The following is a 13248-nucleotide window of genomic DNA, read 5'->3' as shown; positions in this document are numbered from 1 at the left end:
CTCAAACGAACATGTCCAATTTTTCGATTTCGCCGTCGTCGTTGAACTCGACGAGCTCGGCGACGAAGCTCGGCAGGTAACCGGTGAAGGCATGCACTGCCTGGCCGCCGGCGCGGCCGACGAGATGGAAAATCGGCTCGACGATGACAAGGCCGGTATCCGGATCGATGCCGATCACCTCGGATATCTCGGTGACGGCGCGCCGGCCGCTTTCCAGGCGGTTGAGCTGCACGACGAGCTCGACGGCGGCGACGATCTGCTGACGGATCGCCATCACAGGCAGCGAGCTCTGGCCCTGCAGCACCATCACCTCCAGCCGGGTCATCATGTCCTGCGGCGTATTGGCATGCGCCGTCGTCATCGAGCCGGCATGGCCGGTATTCATCGCCTGCAGCATGTCGATTGCCTCGGCACCGCGGCACTCGCCGACGATGATGCGGTCGGGCCGCATGCGCAGCGCGTTGCGCACCAGGTCGCGGATGGTGACGCTGGTCTCGGATTCCGCCGTCTTCGGCCGCGATTGCAGGTAAACGACATGGATGCCGTCGAGCTGCAGTTCCGACGTGTCCTCGACCGCCACGACGCGCTCGCCGACCGGGATGAACTGCGACAGGCTGTTCAACAGCGTCGTCTTGCCGGAGCCGGTGCCGCCCGAGACGACGATGTTCTTGCGGGCGCGCACGGCCGCCTCGAGGAAGGCGCGCATCGGCTCGCTGAGCGCACCTGCGGTGACCAGCTTGCTGATGTCGAGCCGCGACTTGCCGCCAAATTTGCGGATGGTCAGGCAGGCGCCCTTGACCGCCAGCGGCGGAATGACGGCGTTGACGCGCGAACCGTCCGGCATGCGGAAGTCGGCCATCGCCTCGCTTTCGTTGATCGAGCGGTTGGAATCGACGGCGATGCGCTCGATCACCTTCATCAGCTGCCGCTCATTGGCAAAGGCGAAGGGGTATCGCTCCAGCAGGCCGAACTTTTCGACATAGATCTCGTCGTACCGCGTCACCATGATTTCCGAGATGACGTCGAGATCCATCAGCTCCGAGATCGTCCCCCAGCGATACATCAGCTCCTCGATATTGGAGCGCAGGTGCATATGGGCGATCTCGTAGCGGTCGCCGGCATTGAAAAGCGCCTGCCGGGCCTGGAAGGCGGCGCTGAAGCGGGTGTCGAGCTGGGCGAAGTCCGCGCGGGTGGATTCGAAGTTGAGCTTCAGCTGCAAGGCCGAGATCAGCGCCTTGCCGACGTCGAAAAGACGGCGGTTGTCCTGTTCCTCGCGCGCCAGGCTTGCGGCATTCGACGAGGCGTCGCGCCGGCCGGTCCGGGCGATGCGTTTTGCCAGCCATCGATAGACGGCGTTCTTGATGACGAGGATGACAAGATCCTGCGGCGCGCTGTCGAGCGCCTCCTTGATGAACATGTCGAGACGCTCGCGGATGCGGCCGCGCGTCTCCTCGCGGCCGAAATCGGAAGATTTCACCAGCCGGTCATACTGCGTGTCTTTTAGCAGTCGCTCATGTATCTCCATCTGCAGCGCCAGCACCCGTTCCTGGTCCGGAAACTGCGTGACCGCCTCAGGCGCTGCCACCGGCTCGACGAGTTCGATCGTGACGTTCGGCACCCAGATCGACATGCCGGCCGAGACCGCGACCGGCGTGCCGGCCCGAAGCGGCTGGTCGTCGACCCGCGTCGGGTTGCGCCCATGATGCTGCACCGACCAGCCCTGGCCCGATTTCCGCAGCACGAATTGCGGCGAGGAGACATGGCTGCCGCGCAACCGCACGACGCCCGCACCGGCCGGCAGCGTCAGCGTGCTGCTTTCGCCGACAAAATAGGTCTCATTCGCCGAGAGCGGGATCACCTCCCGACCGCTGCCGTCCTCATAGGAAATTTTCAACAGCATGGCTCATTCCCCCGCGACGGTCACATGCGCGTCCAGTTGATGCTCGGCAGGTCCTCGACGGTATTGTCGGTCGGATTGCGCAGCACGAGATTGAGGCTGCCGTTCGACTGGCCCATGGCGAAGATCAGCATCTCGGCTTCCGACGGCGTCACTTCGACGGTCACATTGTTGTAAGTGCTGTTGGCCTTGGTCACCGCACCCTCCGGGGTCGTCGCCGCACCGACGGCCAGAACCTTGACGTTCTGCAGGAAGGTGCGGGTGACGACGCGGGTGCGTGAGCTGATGCCGAGTTTATAATCCTGCGCCTGCTTCCGGTAGGCGTTGACATCGTTCTCGTCGGCGCCCGGATACTGGGTGAGGTAGTTCTTCAGCATCTGCTCGACCGGCGACGGCGGCTGGGCCGGAGCCGGCGGTTGCCCGGTCGCGGCAGGCTGCTGGCCCGGAACGGCAGGCGCCTGGCCAGGTGTTCCGGGCTGAGTAGCGGCGGCAGGCGCCACCGGCTCGACCGGTTCGTCGACTGTACCGAGGATATCGACATAGCTGCCCGGCTCGACGAAATGGCCGACGGCCGCGGCAGCGTTGACGGGAAGGGTCAGCGCCCGCTTGCCGGGCGCGATCATCGTTGTCAGGCGTCCGCCATCGGTATCGTCGAAATACTGGAAGAGCAGCACGGAGCCGGCCGGAATGTCGCTCGCAGCCGTCCTGTCCTTCAGCCATTCCTGGTAGGCGCTGGCGGCGGGAACCGCGAGTTTGGCAAGCGCGCCGAAACTTTCCGGCAGCATCACCGGTTCGGCGAGCATGTCGGGCGTGATCGCCTGTCCTCGCGTCACCTTCCGGTCTGGCTGGAGCCGCATGAAGGCATAGGCCACCTGCTCGTTCTTGACGCTCTCGGTCCAGAAGTAGAGCAGAACGCCGGTGATGAGCCCGACGATGACGGCCGCAATGAGCTTCCAGTTCATGGTGTTATTCCTTCGACGAAGGGTTGCCGGATTTGAATGACCTCGACGGTCCTGCCGTCGGTTTTGCTGCGGGTGTACAAGACATTGGCCTCGACGCTGCCGCGCCGGCCGTAAAGGGCGGTGACCCCGCCGCGCTCAGCCGGCGGCGTCTCGATGGTGAAGCCGTCGCGAGCAAGAAGATCGGCGCGCTGATCCGACCAGCGCGAGGCCGACATCGTGCCTTTCGACACGACCGTGCGCGACGTGTGGCCCTTGTCGCGATCGCCGATATCGCTCAGCACCTCGACGCCGGCCGGCGGACGCAGCGACATCGGCAGCTTGCTGACACCGGCAGGCGCCGTAAAGGCCGGCAGCGTCGAGGCGACATCCTCGAAGTGGCTCATCAGCACCTCGGTCATCGGCGCATCGGCGGGACGGCGGATCATGATCGAGACGCCCGGGATCGGCGCTCTTGCCGAAGGATTGGCCGGATCCTGCCGCCTGAGATAATCGAGGGCGGCCTCGCCGTCGCCGTCGAAGAAGCGCACCACCACGGCGAGGTCATCGCGGATGCGGCTTACCTTCGGGACGATCAGCATGTTGGCGGCGATGACGGCGGTCAGCTCTTGCCTGTCATTGCTCTTCGGCAGGGCAGGTCTTGTATTGACGGCCAGCACCCGCAACCATTCGTCGGTGATATCGGAAATGCTGCGATCGCTCTGATAGGGCGTGAATTCCAGCGGCTGGCCGTTGATGACGAGATCGCGTGGCGAACGTTCCGGCGCGCCGAGAATGCCGGCCAACATCGAATTCAGCGTCACCCTGAAATCCTTGTAGATCTCGGCACGGCCCGGCGTGGCCACCACGGTGGCGAGGCCGATGACCAGCGCCAAACTCGTGAGATGGCCGGCAAAACGGAAGGAGATGCGCGAGCCCTGTCCCATCTCATTTCGCTCCCGGAAAGACGCCGTCGAAGAGATCGCCGGAATCGTCGGCCACATCGCGGATTTCCCGGCGCAGCGTCGGATCGTAGCCGCGGCGCGTGGTATCGTTGTTGTGCGAGGCAAACAGCGTCGAGTCATCCACCGTGAACGCATCCTTCCAGCGGATGCTCCTGATCGTATCGAGATCGTCGGAATCCCTGAACTTGTAGACCCGGTCGGCGGTCGCGGTGACCAGCTGCGGCTTTTCATTGGCGAGGTCGCCGACCATATCGCCGAAGTCGCGACCGTCGCTCTTCAGGGCATTTTGCACGTCGTCCCAGACAAAGGTGCGTTGCGGTTCGCCGTCGCCTTCATGCGACGGGGTGCGCGAGCAGTTCATGGCGTCGCGGCCGGGCAGGGCCGGCAAGGTGGGGATCGGGAAGACGTTCGAGAAGTCGGAGGTGCAGGTGAGCCCATTCGCCTCGGCGAAGGCGGCGTTGCGCATGGCGAGCATGGTCCCGACCTTCTTGGTGGAAATCCTGTTCGCGTGGATCACGAAAATCACGATCAGCAGGATGACCGGCGCGGCGAGCACGAATTCAATCGAGGCAAGCCCGCGCCTGTCGCGGTGCAGCCGCATCAGCAGCCCGCGGCCCGGAGGACCGCCCATTGGCTCAGTGTGTGTTGACGGCAGCCCAGGCATTGGCTCCTCCCTGATCGAAGACGCGCGTCAGGCCGGTGAAACTGTCGGCGGCCGGGCTCTGCTTGATGGTGTTCGAGACCTCGCCCATATCGTCGGCAAGCGTGGCGGGAGCCAGCGATGCGAGCCAGTCCTGGGTATAGAGGTCGAAGGCCGTGTAATTGTGGACCCAGCTCTGCGCCAAGGCATAGGCGGATGGCGTCTTGTCCTTGAAGATGCGGACCTGCAGCCGGGCGCGCGGTGCGCGCGAAACGACCGCCAGCGTCTGGTAGTCGGTGAGCTGGTCGCCCCCGAAGGGCGTGAAGTTGAAGGGTATGCGTCCCTTCAGCCAATAGGGCTTCGGGAAGGAGACGACGGGCAGACTAGCGCCCGCCACGGAGATCGCACCGCCCGCCGGGCCGCAGACCTGGTTCCAGATCATGTCGAACTTGCGGGTGAAGTCGTTCTCGGGCTTTGTCTGCGCATCCGAATAACGCGGCGGCACGTCGATCGGCAGCTGGAAGGGGTTGGTGATGCCGAAGCCGACGCCGAAGACCTTGTCTGCCAGCCAGAAACTGACATCGAGCGCCAATTCTTCCCAAAAGCCGAGGTCGCCGGCATATTGCTCGACAATCGCCTTGAACGGAACCTTGCTCAGGTAAGCCGGGCCGAAGGCTTCATAAAAGATGTAGAATTCCACCAGTTGATCGTCGATGCCGCTCTCGTGGTTGACCCAGTCGCGAATATGGCTGCCGTCGACCCCGCCTGCCGTCAGCGGACCCTTGCCGTTGGGGAAGCCACGATTGGCGAACTCGCCGCGCATGAGGAGCGGATCCTGTCCCTGAGTCCCATAGGACATGGCAAGGCACATTTCGGTATAGGCCGCGGCGGGATTGACGCCATCACGGTCCACCGGCAGGTTGCCGCCGGCACCTTCTCCGGCCTGGCCGCAGGATTCGCACGGGGGATGGAAGACGACGTGATCCGACTTGTTGAGGCGCACGAGGTGCAGGGCTTCGTTGCCGACGCGCTGCGGAAAGCTTTCGACGAGGTAGTCGTTCAGATCGTTCATCGCATCGATGATGTCACTGGACTTGTTGATAAGACCCCAGGGATCGTATTTGACTTGCGCCGCCACCGTATAGGCAATCGCCTTGGTGGCTTCCGTCGCCCGGAATCCCTGGAACGCCAAGCAAGCGCCGTAGATTATGCCGCCGACGATCGGCACCTTTTGCCAGCCGGGGCAATAGGGCATCGGCGGAAGCGGCGGCAGCAGGGATGCCGGCCCAAAGCCTTCCGTGAAGGAATATTCGGCGAGTTTCGCCAGAATGACACCCGAGCGCAGGGCCAGTTCCGCCGTCGTAAGTTGGAAGGCGACCGAGGTCGCCATGACGACGGTTGCCTGCGACGAGGCGACGTTGTTCATCGCCATGATGTTGAGATAACGCGCTTCCCAATCGGCATGGACGAGCGCGGCGGCGTCGGCCGTATCCTGCGTGCGCTGCTTGTCGTAGATCATCTGTCCGGTGTTCAGGATCCAGACGATCATCAAAGCGAGCGCGATCGTCATGTAGAGAATGATCGGCGAGAGGAAGCCGCGTTCGTCGCGGTGCAGACGTTTGATGAAGGTCGGTGTCATAGCAAGTTCACCTCCGCCGTCGAAATCGTGTAGTAGCGGCCGTCCTTCCTTTGGCCGCGGGCAAAGACCCAGCCGGCATATTCGAGCAGCAGGAAACGCGCTTCCACCTTGGCGGTCACAGGCACCTGCGGCGAGCGGTTGATGGCGGCATAAAGCGCCATCGGCGCACGGTCGACAGTCACGGTGACGTTCTGCGGATCGAACATATAACGGGCCTGGTTGCGCATGGCGCGCCAGTTCTTCGAAAGGCCCGAGGCATCGGCAAGGCTTTTCAGTGCGTCTTCCGGCGGCTGGCAGGCACCGACGCATTTCAACTGGTCGTAGGGAGCGGACGGAATCAGCGCCAGGCGGGCGGCAAGATCGGCCTTGCCGGCGGCGGCATCGTCGTCACAAGTCTTGGCGTCGATCAAGCTTCGGATGGTGATCGGCAGGGCCGGGCAGAAATAGACGCGGGCGCTGCGCGCCGCCGCATAGGCGGCGTAATGGGTGAAGAGGTGGTTTTTAGCCAGGATCGTGAACTGGAAGACCACGAACATGAAGAAGACGAAGACCGGCGTGACGAGCACGAAATCCATCATTGTCGTGCTGCCTGATGTATCGCCGTGCAGCTCGGATATCCGGCGCCGGCGGGCGGAAAGCCGCGGCAGCAGCAGCATCGAGGCAAGCAAGATCATGGCGATCGCGAAGGTGCCGAAGAGCGCGCCGTGATCCTCAGGGATCCAGAAGGTCCGTGAGTGCAGGATCGAACTCCAGAAAGCACCGTCGAAGATGGGGCGTTCGAGTTCCGCGCGCATTGCCGTTACCTCACGAGTGAGAGAGGGGTGAAATCGGGCATGAAAAGGCACCAGAGAAGTCCGAGCGCAGCGGCAACGCCGAAGCGGACGGTATGATGGGTTTCGCGCGGCTTCAGCACTGAAGCGGCATCGCGGAAACCGGCGGGCAGGAGCAGCGCAAACAGTCCGACAGTTCGGGCCAGCACGCTCCACTGAACACGCCGCGCCATCGAGAAAACGGCGATCACGCCGCCGATCATAAGCGATGCGAGGGTCACGTCGATGGCGGGCCACAGGCCGAGAATGGCGCCGAGCGCCGCCATCAGCTTGACATCGCCGCCGCCGCAGCTTCCGGCTGCGAAGGCGATGAAAAAGATCAGGCCGGCTGCGAGGAGCCCGGCAAAGGCCAGGCCGATCCCGGTCAGACCGCCACTGAGCGCTGCCAGCATGAACCCGCCAAGCAGGCAGGGATAGGTGACGGCGTTCGGGATATGACCGTGGCGATGGTCGAGCACCGCCGCGGTCATGGTGCAGGCGACGGCAAGAGCCGCCGCTGCAGGCATCAGGGTCAGATCGTAGGTCATGTCCATGACACTGATCCGCTTATTGACCCGGCTCGGGAATTCTCTCAGCGTCGGAGAGAGCCGTGTTCTTTTCGTTGAACCATTCGCCGATCTGTTTGCCGAATGCGAGCAAAAGCAGCATCAGCGGAATGACGATCAACGCGACGGCCAGGACGATCTGGGCCATGTCGCCGCGCTCGTCCTTGTGAAGTGCAATTGCGATAGTCTTGAGTTTTCCAAACATCTGCGTATTCCTCGTTCCTAGGTTTGTTTCGGATCGAAGACCTTGGCGAAGATGAAGCAAGCATACGCTATCGATCCGAACCAGCACGTTGCTCGTTCCAATGATATTTTCTGCTTCAGCTTATCTTCCCCAGCGGCCAACGCTTGTTGAGCAACACCATTAAGACCCAAGAGTGCGCCCAAGGCCAGCCCTCCGTCAAGCAAACGAAACGAAGGGTTCCAATTGACTTGGAGACGTCGCCGGCAAAGCCGCAGTTGACGGCAGAGTTTTTCAACTAACCGTTTGAACCGTCTGCGGTTTTACCTGCCGAGACGAAGTTTTTGGCGCTGTTGCGGCACCTCGTCTACTGCTCCATAATTGGTCAATTCTTTCAAAGCGATAGAAGAAGTGGCGCGCTTCACTCATAGCGGCCGTCTTCGCCGAGCCCAACCATGGTGTTATTTGAGGATCTGGATTAAGCTTTCCTCAAATGGTGGACATGGTCCGCCAGTCGATCCGGAGAGAAAACGATGGAAACGATGAGCAGCATCTTGATACTTGGATTGGTCCTCATTCCACTGATGATGTTCTTTCCGACCGCCGTTCAGATGATGGCGACACTCTTCGGCATGAGCACGGTTCTGGTCGGGATGCCGCTCTGATGAAAGCCGTTTCCGACGACGCTGCCGAACAGGCAACCTTCCAGGTTCTGACCCGGGCGCTGGACAAGCTGCTCGGGCCGATCCGTTTTCTCCTCGAGGATCCGAGCGTTTCCGAAATCCTGATCAACGGGACATCCGACATCTTCGTCGAAAGGCGAGGCAAGCTCGAACGCGCCGATACGCGTTTCGCCAGTCGCGAGGACCTGGAATCGGCCGCGCGCAGCATCGCGCAATTCTCCGGCAAGCGGCTGACGCCGGAGGAGCCGAGCGTGGAGGCCCGCCTGCCGGATGGTTCACGCGTCCAGATGATCCAGCCGCCGGCGGCCCGCACCGGGCTCTGCATCTCCATCCGCCGCTTTCTGAAAGAACATCGCAGCATCCGCGATCTCGTCACACAGGGCAGCCTGACCGAGGAGTCGCTGTCGCTGCTGCAGGCCGCCGTCGGGCTGCAGAAGAACGTCATCATCTCCGGCGGCACCGGCACCGGCAAGACGACGATGCTGAACGCGCTGTCGGAAGCCTTTGCCGACCACGAACGCATCATCGTCATCGAGGACACGTCGGAACTGCAGATCCGCAAGGAGCACGTGGTCTATCTCGAAGTGACGAAGCCTGACCGTTTCGGCCGCGGCGGCGCCAGCATCCGCGACCTGTTCCGCTCGTCGCTGCGCATGCGGCCCGATCGCATCATCGTCGGCGAATGCCGCGGCGGCGAGGCCCTCGATATGATCCAAGCAATGACTTCGGGGCACAGCGGCAGCCTTTCGACAGTGCATGCGAACACGCCCTACGATGCCCTGCACCGGCTGGAAACGCTGGCGCTGATGTCGGATATCGACATGCCGCTCCGGCCGTTGCGCGCCCAGATCGCCTCGGCGGTCGACGTCGTCGTGCAGATCGCCCGCTTCAAGCGCACCGGAAGACGCCGGGTGATCGAGATTTCCGAGATCAAGGGCCTGAACAATGACGGCCAGTATATCGTCGAAAGCATCTACAAGCTCGAGGGCGACGGCCACTCCAATTCCGACGGCGCATTGCTATGGACCGGCGTCGTGCCGAGCTTTGCCACCGATGCGCTGGAAGAACTGCAAGGCGCCGAGCGCTCAGAGTGGATGACGGCCGAAGCCGCCACGCGGCAAACGGCTTGAAAACGACCGCCACGCACCGTTACGAGGCATCATCCTTTTCGGCACTCACCGCCATATGCCTAAGCTCGTCCCAGAGGCTTTCGGCAAAACTGCGCAGAACGGTGAGTTCGAAGCGGTCGTCGCCGGTGCGGACGATCTGCACGGAGAGATGACCGATCATCGTCATGGCCGCATGGCCTTCCGGGAAGACGGAAGGATCGAGATCGACGGCGGTGCCTTTCGAGAGAAGCGCCCGCGAAGAACGGCCGGAAATGCCGATGCGCACACGGCCGTGGCTTTGGTCCATGACGTAAGCTTTTCCGGCAAGCGCTGCGGCGAGAACATCGAGGCTGGCCGGGGTGAGCGGCTCGTCGCCGGCGACGAACCATTGGCGGAAGCCCGCCTTGCGGATCGAACTTTTGGCCAAGCCTGCCTTTGCCAATTCCGCAGCGAGCGTGGATGGCTCGATCGCACCGAGCACATGCAGGAGATGGCCTTCCGGTAAGGCTTGCAGCCGGATGCCTGCCTCCGAGATACCACTATAAACCGTTCCGGCCAGAACCGGTTTGTGTTGCGGAAGATCAGGCATGGAGCTTCTCGTTTTCGGGATCGATGAAGACGGGATGGCAGAGCACCGCATCGGTGAATTCGTTGCGCAGGCCGTTCCAGACCGTCACCTTTTCACCGACGCGCTCCGGCCCGCGCTTGACGAGCGCCAGGCCGATCGTATGGCCGAGCCCCGGCGAAAAGGCGCTCGATGTGACGTAGCCCTGATCGTTTTCGAGCGTCGCCGCAACGCTATCGGCGAGAATATGCGAGCCGGTGCGGAAGCCGGTCGCCGGATTGAGCGGTTTGACGCCGACGAGGCGTGGCCGCTCGGGATCCTGCAGGCCGTCGCGGGCAAGCATGGCCTTGCCGATGAAATCCGGCTTGGTTGATGAAACCATGCGGCCGAAACCGAGATCGCCTGGGGTGACCGTGCCGTTGATCTCGGCATGGGTGACGTGGCCTTTCTCGATACGCATGACGCCGAGCGCTTCGGCGCCATAGGCGCAGATGCCATGTTTCTCACCGGCTGCCATGATCGCGTCGGCAACGCCTTCGCCGTAGCCGGCCGGTACTGCCAGCTCGTAGGCGAGTTCGCCGGAGAAGGAGATCCGGAAGAGCCGGCCTTCGAGCCCGCCGCCGAAGAGCGAGACCTTGCGGGCGCTCATGAAGGGGAAGGCCGCATCCGACAGATCCTCATCGACGATCTCGGAGAGGATGGCGCGCGACTTCGGCCCGGCAACGGCCATCTGCGCCCATTGATCGGTGGAGGAGGCGAAGCAGACGTCGAGCTCCGGCCAGAGCGTCTGGGCGCAGAATTCGAGATGGGTCAGAACGCCGGCGGCAAGTGCGGTCGTCGTCGTCATGAAGAAATGATCGTCGCTGAAGCGGCTGGTGGTGCCGTCGTCATAGATGAAGCCATCCTCGCGCAGCATGATGCCATAACGCGCCTTGCCGACGGCAAGCTTGGCGAAGCCGTTGCAATAGATGCGATCGAGGAAGGCAGCCGCATCCTTGCCTGATATTTCGATCTTGCCGAGGGTCGAGACGTCGCAGAGGCCGGCATTTTTGCGGATGTTCAATACTTCGCGGTCGACGCTTTCGCGCCACGTCGTTTCGCCCACGCGCGGGAACCAGGAAGAACGATACCAGAGGCCGGTTTCGACGAAGACCGCGCCGTTTTTCTCAGCCCAGCCATGCAGCGGCGATTTGCGCGCCGGCTGGAAATGTTTGCCGCGCGATGCCCCGGTCAAAGCGCCGAAGGAGACCGGCGTATAGAAGGGCCGGAAGGTCGTCGTTCCCACCTCGGCGGGCGACACGCCACGCGCCTCGGCGAGAATGCCGATGGCGTTGATATTGGAAAGCTTACCCTGGTCGGTCGCCATGCCGCTGGTGGTATAACGCTTGGCGAGCTCGACATGGCCGTAGCCTTCGCGCACGGCCAGCCCAAGGTCCTTGAGATGCACGTCGTTCTGATAGTCGACGAAAGCCTTGCCCTTTGAGCCTTTGACCGACCAGAGCGGCTTTGCGTGCTGAGCCGTCTCGGTGGCGGAAGCAAAGGCCGGTTCCGCGGCGAGGCCGATTGCCTGCAATGCGGCGGCGGCCTTTGCGGCGCCATCGCCGAGGCAGGCTGTGGTCTGCGCAAGGCCGGCTGCGGCGCCCGCAACCGCGAGGCCTTCCTGTGTAGTCGGCGCCAGAAACGCCGAAGTCTCCTCCGACCATCGCGGCTTGCCGCCGCGATGGCAGGCAAGATGAATGACCGGGCTCCAGCCACCCGACATCGCGAGCGCATCCGCGTCGATCCGGCGAATGCCGCCTGCGGTTTCGACGCTGACGCCGTGCAGGCGCTTGCCGCCGAACGCATCGATCACCCGGGCGCCCCGCAGAACCTCGGCACGGCTCTGCCAGCTCTTGCCGCCATCGGCGCGGCTGTCGATGATCGCCGCAACTCGAAGGCCGGCGGCTTCGAGGTCGGCGGCGGTGTCATATCCGGTATCGTTGGTGGTGAAGATCACCGTGCTTTGGCCCGGCGCCACCGCCTGCCGGTTGAGATAGCTGCGCATGGCGCCTGCCATCATCACACCGGGAATATCGTTGCCGCCGAAGACAAGCGGCCGCTCTTCGGCGCCTGTCGCTAGGATCGCCTGGCGGGCGACGATGCGCCACAAGCGTTCGACGGGACGATCCGGATCGGGCATCGCCACATGTTTCTGCACCCGTTCGACGGCGCCGAAAACATTGTCGTCGTACCAGCCGAACACCGTCATGCGCGGCAGGCGGCGCACGTTCTCCAGGCCCTCCAGCTCGGCAAGCAGCTCGTTGAGAACAGTGCCCGCCGGCTTGCCGTCGACGGTGCCGGTCTCGGAAAGCAGGCTGCCGCCGAGTTCGGGACCTTCGTCGGCGAGGATGACGCGTGCGCCGGCCCGGCCGGCGGTCAGCGCTGCGGCAAGACCGGCAGGGCCGGCGCCGATCACCAACAGATCGCAATGCGCCCAGCATTTCTCGTAGCCATCGGGATCGGCTTCGTAGGAGGCCCTGCCGAGGCCCGCCGCCTTGCGGATCACCGGCTCGTAGAGCTTTTCCCAGAGGGCCGCCGGCCACATGAAGGTCTTGTAATAGAAGCCGGCGCTGAGGAAGGGCGACAGCAGCCCGTTGACCGCGCCGATATCGAAGCCGAGCGAGGGCCAGCGGTTCTGGCTCTTTGCCGTCAACCCCTGATAAAGCTCGATCATCGTCGCGCGTGTATTCGGTTCGGTACGCCCGCCGCTGCCTGTCGTCACCAGCGCGTTCGGTTCGGCGGCCCCCGCCGTCAGAATGCCGCGCGGGCGGTGATATTTGAAGCTGCGGCCGACGAGCTGGACGCCGTTGGCAAGCAGCGCCGAGGCGAGTGTGTCGCCCGGATGGCCTTCGAGCGGCCTGCCGTCGAAGGTGAAGCCGAGCGTTGTGGCGCGGTCGATCCGGCCGCCGGAGGAAAGACGGAAACTCGTCATGCCGGTTCTCCGCCGAGCTTGGAGAGCGCGGCATCCCTGACGCGGTGGACCGCGTGGGTGACGGTGTCGCGTTCGACGATCAGCCAGCGGCGGCATCCGGAGGCGTGGTGCCAGTATTCGCTGTGCCGGCCCCGCGGATTGTCACGGAGATAGACATAGTCGAACCAGGCATCCGCGCCGGCATCCGGCGCCGGCCTGGCAAGGCTGGCATCGCCGCGGATCGAAAATTCCTCCTTGGGCCGGGCACCGCAATGGGGACATGAAATCAGGCTTGCCATGGTCGAA

General features: G+C 63.3%; 12 protein-coding genes. 1 reads left to right on the top strand and 11 read right to left on the bottom strand.

What is annotated here, in order from left to right; all coding sequences use genetic code 11:
- Position 1: 1 nt before the first annotated feature.
- Genes FHT69_RS15410 through FHT69_RS15375 form a run of 8 tightly spaced genes read right to left on the bottom strand, consistent with a single transcriptional unit; the run spans position 2 to position 7659 of the window.
- Positions 2-1900: an ATPase, T2SS/T4P/T4SS family gene (locus tag FHT69_RS15410; protein WP_029868317.1), complete on the bottom strand. Its 1899-nt coding sequence runs from the start codon at positions 1898-1900 to the stop codon at positions 2-4.
- Between the two features lie 20 nt (positions 1901-1920).
- A complete protein-coding gene (locus tag FHT69_RS15405) occupies positions 1921-2859 on the bottom strand; it encodes a Flp pilus assembly protein CpaB (RefSeq protein WP_063475693.1) in 939 nt (312 codons plus the stop codon).
- Complete coding sequence (locus tag FHT69_RS15400; RefSeq protein WP_183905579.1) at positions 2856-3782, bottom strand: hypothetical protein; 927 nt, start codon at positions 3780-3782, stop codon at positions 2856-2858. Before FHT69_RS15400 ends, FHT69_RS15405 begins: the two co-directional genes overlap by 4 nt.
- A 1-nt stretch (position 3783) precedes the next feature.
- Positions 3784-4464, bottom strand: a complete 681-nt coding sequence (locus tag FHT69_RS15395) for a TadE/TadG family type IV pilus assembly protein (RefSeq protein WP_183905578.1) — start codon at positions 4462-4464, stop codon at positions 3784-3786.
- Positions 4436-6079: a TadE/TadG family type IV pilus assembly protein gene (locus FHT69_RS15390; protein WP_183905577.1), complete on the bottom strand. Its 1644-nt coding sequence runs from the start codon at positions 6077-6079 to the stop codon at positions 4436-4438. The genes FHT69_RS15395 and FHT69_RS15390 overlap by 29 nt, the downstream gene beginning before the upstream one ends.
- Positions 6076-6873 carry a TadE/TadG family type IV pilus assembly protein gene (locus FHT69_RS15385; protein WP_183905576.1) on the bottom strand — a complete coding sequence of 266 codons (798 nt, stop codon included), beginning with the start codon at positions 6871-6873 and terminating at the stop codon, positions 6076-6078. The genes FHT69_RS15390 and FHT69_RS15385 overlap by 4 nt, the downstream gene beginning before the upstream one ends.
- A 5-nt stretch (positions 6874-6878) precedes the next feature.
- On the bottom strand, positions 6879-7442 hold the full coding sequence (locus FHT69_RS15380) for a prepilin peptidase (RefSeq protein WP_047611856.1): 564 nt from the start codon (positions 7440-7442) through the stop codon (positions 6879-6881).
- A gap of 13 nt (positions 7443-7455) precedes the next feature.
- Positions 7456-7659 (bottom strand): hypothetical protein, encoded by a 204-nt coding sequence (locus FHT69_RS15375; protein WP_047611854.1) that lies wholly within the window; start codon positions 7657-7659, stop codon positions 7456-7458.
- 469 nt (positions 7660-8128) lie between these two features.
- On the opposite strand from FHT69_RS15375, the gene FHT69_RS15370 reads away from it, so the two are divergent.
- Positions 8129-9448 carry a CpaF family protein gene (locus FHT69_RS15370; RefSeq protein WP_245433198.1) on the top strand — a complete coding sequence of 440 codons (1320 nt, stop codon included), beginning with the start codon at positions 8129-8131 and terminating at the stop codon, positions 9446-9448.
- A gap of 19 nt (positions 9449-9467) precedes the next feature.
- Here the strand turns inward: FHT69_RS15370 and FHT69_RS15365 are convergent, their stop codons facing one another.
- Genes FHT69_RS15365 through FHT69_RS15355 form a run of 3 tightly spaced genes read right to left on the bottom strand, consistent with a single transcriptional unit; the run spans position 9468 to position 13241 of the window.
- Positions 9468-10016, bottom strand: a complete 549-nt coding sequence (locus FHT69_RS15365) for a sarcosine oxidase subunit gamma (protein WP_183905575.1) — start codon at positions 10014-10016, stop codon at positions 9468-9470.
- A complete protein-coding gene (locus tag FHT69_RS15360) occupies positions 10009-12963 on the bottom strand; it encodes a sarcosine oxidase subunit alpha family protein (protein ID WP_183905574.1) in 2955 nt (984 codons plus the stop codon). Before FHT69_RS15360 ends, FHT69_RS15365 begins: the two co-directional genes overlap by 8 nt.
- Positions 12960-13241 (bottom strand): sarcosine oxidase subunit delta, encoded by a 282-nt coding sequence (locus FHT69_RS15355; RefSeq protein ID WP_183905573.1) that lies wholly within the window; start codon positions 13239-13241, stop codon positions 12960-12962. The genes FHT69_RS15360 and FHT69_RS15355 overlap by 4 nt, the downstream gene beginning before the upstream one ends.
- Positions 13242-13248 lie beyond the last annotated feature (7 nt).

It is taken from the genome of Rhizobium sp. BK008 (genome assembly GCF_014197345.1).
Classification (GTDB): Bacteria; Pseudomonadota; Alphaproteobacteria; order Rhizobiales; family Rhizobiaceae; genus Rhizobium; species Rhizobium anhuiense.
Note: the sequence above shows the minus strand (reverse complement) of the source record. Positions and strands in the feature narration are given on the sequence as shown.

Coding starts and splice junctions, on each gene's coding strand:
- FHT69_RS15410 (WP_029868317.1), bottom strand. CDS start 1,900: ATGCTGTTGAAAATTTCCTATGAGGACGGCAGCGGTCGGGAGGTGATC.
- FHT69_RS15405 (WP_063475693.1), bottom strand. CDS start 2,859: ATGAACTGGAAGCTCATTGCGGCCGTCATCGTCGGGCTCATCACCGGC.
- FHT69_RS15400 (WP_183905579.1), bottom strand. CDS start 3,782: ATGGGACAGGGCTCGCGCATCTCCTTCCGTTTTGCCGGCCATCTCACG.
- FHT69_RS15395 (WP_183905578.1), bottom strand. CDS start 4,464: ATGCCTGGGCTGCCGTCAACACACACTGAGCCAATGGGCGGTCCTCCG.
- FHT69_RS15390 (WP_183905577.1), bottom strand. CDS start 6,079: ATGACACCGACCTTCATCAAACGTCTGCACCGCGACGAACGCGGCTTC.
- FHT69_RS15385 (WP_183905576.1), bottom strand. CDS start 6,873: ATGCGCGCGGAACTCGAACGCCCCATCTTCGACGGTGCTTTCTGGAGT.
- FHT69_RS15380 (WP_047611856.1), bottom strand. CDS start 7,442: ATGGACATGACCTACGATCTGACCCTGATGCCTGCAGCGGCGGCTCTT.
- FHT69_RS15375 (WP_047611854.1), bottom strand. CDS start 7,659: ATGTTTGGAAAACTCAAGACTATCGCAATTGCACTTCACAAGGACGAG.
- FHT69_RS15370 (WP_245433198.1), top strand. CDS start 8,129: ATGGTGGACATGGTCCGCCAGTCGATCCGGAGAGAAAACGATGGAAAC.
- FHT69_RS15365 (WP_183905575.1), bottom strand. CDS start 10,016: ATGCCTGATCTTCCGCAACACAAACCGGTTCTGGCCGGAACGGTTTAT.
- FHT69_RS15360 (WP_183905574.1), bottom strand. CDS start 12,963: ATGACGAGTTTCCGTCTTTCCTCCGGCGGCCGGATCGACCGCGCCACA.
- FHT69_RS15355 (WP_183905573.1), bottom strand. CDS start 13,241: ATGGCAAGCCTGATTTCATGTCCCCATTGCGGTGCCCGGCCCAAGGAG.